The 5318-nt window shown below is 41.0% G+C and carries 1 protein-coding gene; it reads right to left on the bottom strand.

All coding sequences use genetic code 11. The features are described from left to right. Positions 1 to 5318: hypothetical protein (locus tag HRU21_11305; protein ID NRA42875.1), on the bottom strand; the 5318-nt coding region annotated here is incomplete at both ends.

Here is a 5318-nt window from a genome sequence, read left to right as displayed (position 1 = left end):
AATTGCTTATGCAGATCACTTCCATCAACGACAGTAAAGCTATAGCTGTTATCGTACACATCCGAATTACTTAAGCTAAATGGCCAGCCATCATTACCAAATTCTGTATCCAGCCACGCCGTATGCGCTTGATATTCTGCTTTAACTGAGGCTGTCACTTCAGCATCAGTGATCGAAGCCAGATCTATATCATTACCAATTGCTGCTTGCTGCTGTTGGTATCGCAATTTAAAGCTATCAATATAAGCAGCATTAATAGCAAAGCTTGCATCAGAGTCATCATCGACGCGCTGCTTAATCAACCATAAGCCATGATATCGAGATTCAACCTGACTCTCATAAGCCTCAACAACCATATTAGCGGCATCATCATCAAGCAAATCTAAAGTATCCCAGACGGTAGCCATATAAGCTTGCTCTTCTTCGGTATATAAATTCTCATTTATACCGTTAACGAGGCTACCATCGTCCAAAGAAATTGATATACCACCTGTTGCAGCCCATTCACCAATGGCTAAATTGCCTTTATTTTGACTAACAGAAATATCACCTGAGCCTGCACGCATACTAACAACACCTGATGCAGAAACATTAAAAGTGTTAACGCCGACCTCGCCGATACCGCCAGATTGGGTTTCAATATCTATAGTATTTGCAGAAATATGCGTGCCATTTCCAACTGATTTCAAGTCTTTATTCGAAAGAATATCAACCGCATATTTAGCATTAATTTTTTCAACTTTAATGTTTTCGTTTGAGCCTGTTAGATGAGCAAAAACCGACTCATTGCTTGAAGCTAAATTCACAGTATTAGCAATGATATTCATAGGGCTGGTTGACTGGCCAATCTCACCATTCGCCTGAAGCCTAACAACATCTGAGTTAATCGAAGCTGAGCCTTCTGAAATAATCTTACCATGAGTTGAGGTTATATCAGTGGTACCATTCGGGTTGTAAATCGTCCCAGTTAAATTAACAGAGGCCTTAGAATCAATATCAATAAGGCCTGTTGCTGAGCCAGCAAATTCTAAAGCAATCGAATGGTCAGCCTTAACATAGGTATGGGTTTGCATATCTAGTTCTTTAGCAATTTTTACCGCTGGGTCTTCATCGGTAAGGCTACTACCATAATATTTGCTGTAACTTAAGTTCCAAGAGCCATACCAGGTTTGCGAAACACCGTCAGCATCATACTCATGACGAATATAGTCTGTTGCTGAACCACCAGTACATACTGAGGCATAGGACGTACAACTGGTATAACCAGAATATTCAGTATTCCAATAAGTATCGTATTGCCATTCGCCCACAACGTCTGAATATTTACCAAAATAACCATCGTCAGGTGCATTAAAGCTGCGCTTAATTTCTGCACCCTCTCTAATATAAAAAAGCTGACCAGCTTTAGTATTATAGTTAGTAGAGTTAGTGCCTACCGAACCTTTATGGCGAGAGCTTGAATCATTATAACTGGTTGCGTAAGAATTCGTTTCATAGTGTTCAATTCTTCCACCTGGGTTATGAACATACCACTGGGCTTTGTTTGATGAATAATTCTTATCAACAATTTTAATAATGCCTTCAGCATTTTCACCTGCATTCAGGTTATGAATAACAAGCTCTGTGTTAGATAAGTTATCAATATCAATTTGGCCTAAACCATCTTTAACTTTGATTTTACCTTCTGCGCCTGTTGAAGAAATCTTGGCATTAATCGACACATAGCCACCGCCTGATACAGGCATATTGTCAACATAAAGCTTACCGTCGCCAACATCATAGGTGAGTGTGATATCTGAAGCGTTAGAATCTACTGTAACCTGTGAATTAATATTGGTATACAAGAAACGTTCTGGGTTATAGTTTGGCTTAAAGAAGCTAGGCTGATAAAGGGGGTTATCGCTTCTTATACTCCACACATCGCCCGGTGAAATTTCAACTGTATCTCCTGCAGACAAACCTTTTTGTGCAATATAAGAAGCAATAGCGGTATCAAAGCCACTGCCTACATTCACTGACCAGTTATTATCTGTTCCAACCTCGATGGTACCGTTAATATCTAAGCGCTTAGCATTAATAACAACCTTCTCACCGATGATAGAGCTAGCAGGTGAGCCAAGGTCAGACTTCACTTGATTATATGTAGCAGTTCTTACAAGATAATCACGCTTATCGAGGATATTATCGAATTTCCAGTAAGTGCCACCACGACTGCCACTATTTGAGCCAAACGCACCCCAAATATTACAATCTATAGTAGAGCTGCAATCAGCTGTTTCTTGCGAATTATGAAAACCCCAATTTAGATAAACATGAATAGTATGATAGCCATCGGCACCTGCATCATCAGGCTTGGTATACCTATTATAATAAGAGTCTTGTCTACCTTGATGCTTAATACCAGTACCAGAGAACCAAGCATTAAATGCTAGCATTTCTTGCTCATCTATTCCTAGCTCACTATTAATATCTGTTTCTAATGCACCATTAATATCAGCTAAATACTTTTCATTAACCCAATAATGAACAAAGTCCTCTGCACTAGAAGGCTTCCACTTATCTACAAAATTAACCAATGAGCTTGGCGAACGGCCATAAGACTGCTCCACATTAGGGTTATTAAGCACTAGTGAACCTTTAGAAACATCTAAATTAATACTTAAACCTTCAATAGTAGCTTGCTGAAGCAAGTCACCCTCACCAAGAGAGATATTAATACTTGAAGCTAAGTTGGTGATGTCACCATCAATAATGACATCAGCATTTTGGTAATTGATTTTGCTCGAATCAGGATTATGATCGATATGTATGCCTGGTTCAGTACCCGATTGCTCATTGATATAAGTATCAGGAATGAAAGCGCCACCCTGAATATTGACGCTACCACCTATTCGATTAGCAATCTCTAAGTTATTCACCATCAGGTGCTTATCAGATTTATTGTCGATGATAATTTCAGCGTCACCTTTAGCAGTGAAAGTTGGCCTATTGTTTGAGCCTCCATCAAGGCTAATGTCATCAGCAACAAGATTGATATTACCTGCTGCAGCATAAAAGTCGCGCACTTCAATGACATCATTTTCAACGCTTGATAAACTATCTACAATCACCGACAAATCAGCAATCTCGATTTTAAGCTCGCTAATTTCTTGCTCATAAGGATTGCTAGCACCGGTATCATCATTAGAGGTTGTTCCTCCTGTCGCACCAGAACCTGCACCATTTTCATCAGCGCCATCAGCAATATTGCCTTGATTATCATTGGTATCAGTTTCTTCCCAGGCCTCATATTCATCAACCAGAGCCTGTAAATCGTCAATATAGGATTGCAATGTAGCCCGAGAGGAGTACTTATCATCTAACAATGAAACAGAGTCAAATGGATTGTCTGTTGCAGAAGTAGAATCACTGAATCCGCCATTTTTATTAATAGAAACAAATTGGTAAGCAAATTGCCCAGCTACGATATTGCCAGATCCTTTAAATGCCATGCTCGATGAGTCATCAACATCACCCGAACCAAATGTCGATACACAAGTGCCTATACCGCCAAGGCAGCCAGTCTCCTCAACACCATTTCCCTCAGCATATACATCGCCTCTATTCGATTCGATGGTGACATCATGGTCTGAGCCAATCGATATATCGTCACCAAATTCAAGATAATTGTTAGAGTCAACATCAGCTTTAGCAGAGCTAGATGCTGTTGCGTCACGAATAGCAGTAATATTTATATTGGTGTTAGCACTTGCAGCAACTTGATTTTCAGCAAAATAATCAGAAGCTCGACCGGCATAGATACCTACGCCTTCGCGAGCATTAATAGTAACATCGTCGCCAATTACAACACGGTTATTGTAAACTATATCTACATCAGTATCCGCGCCTGCGATCGCAGCAATTGCCCATACGTTGACAGAGGCTTCACCATTGACTGTACCGCTGGTGTAAGTACCAATGCCTATCTCACCAACGATGTTATCAATAACAACATCATCACCAATAGTCACCGCATTATTAGTAGTTAAGTTAATATCTGAAAGCGTACCTGCACCTTGGAAACCACCACCCACTTTTAATACAGCAGAATCTCTAACAAAGAAGCGCGAGGAGGCGTCTATAGTAATATCATGATCCGTTGAATCGTTTAACCAAGCCAGAGAGCCAATTCTCAACAACACATCATCCGACAATGTGACTGCCGAGTTAACGCCTTTTACATTATTATAAGAAAGCCCTGCCGTACCATTAAAACCGCCACCAGAGCCAGCATAAACGTTTGCCTCGAACCTGTCGTACCAAGCATAATCTAGGCGTTTTGCTTCATTGCGCGCATCGATATCGACATTAAGTGCTTCAAAACTTACATAATCGCCAAGTACAACCTCTGCATCGTTATCGACTTCAACATCAGCCTCAGCACCAGTGCCACCTGCTAACGATGCTGTGGTAGAGTCAGTTGCCGCATAGAAATTAGACTCATGATAGGCGCTAATATTCACATCATCAGCCGTCATCGGCACATTATTGTAATTAGATGACCAGTCTGCAATTTCAATATAGGCAGCTTTTTTACTGTTTGATTTATTTAAGGTATCGGCATTAGAAATAGCAGCGTTGCCAGCGGCAAAACCACCACCGGCCGCCGTTGTAAAAGCTTGGTTCTCATCTAAACTGACAACATCAAGGTTAAAGTCACCTAAGCGGCCAAGGCCGATCGGGTCAACACCAAAAAGGATACGTGTTGAGGTTTTAGAGGTTGAATAAGACTCCGTATAGCCACCAGCCACTATACCAAACGAATAACCTTTTGCTTCAGCTATTTGACGAGAGTGATTACGCGCATTAACGGTAAAATCATCACCTGGCAAGGTAACAAAATCACCTATATTGACGGTTGTTTCAGATGTATTTTCAGCGTCTGCATAACCACCTGCACCAGAGAATGCCCCTCCGACTGCCGAAAGAGCCTGAGCATCAGCGCTCACATACTGAGCATCTGTACCATCACCGGTTTGCGCATTAATTAAAACCTCTGCATTATCTTTAAACAATGTAAAATCGTTGACCGTAACTTGAGATTCAGTATCAACTTTAGAGTAAGCAAATGAAGCACCAAGTCCCACAACACCTCCTACATTAACACCATAAGAACGTGTTAATGTACTTGGCTCAACATAAGTACTGGCAGAAATATCACCCTCGCCCGCGCCTATTAAACCAGCAAGCACAGTATTAGCCGAAGAGTAATCTCGAGCCTCAGCAAAATTAACACCTACCGCACCTAAAAGACCCGCCGCTGCAGCAAAAACTGTAGA

This window comes from Pseudomonadales bacterium, from assembly GCA_013215025.1.
GTDB lineage: Bacteria > Pseudomonadota > Gammaproteobacteria > Pseudomonadales > DT-91 > DT-91.
This window is presented reverse-complemented; position numbering and strand designations above follow the sequence as displayed.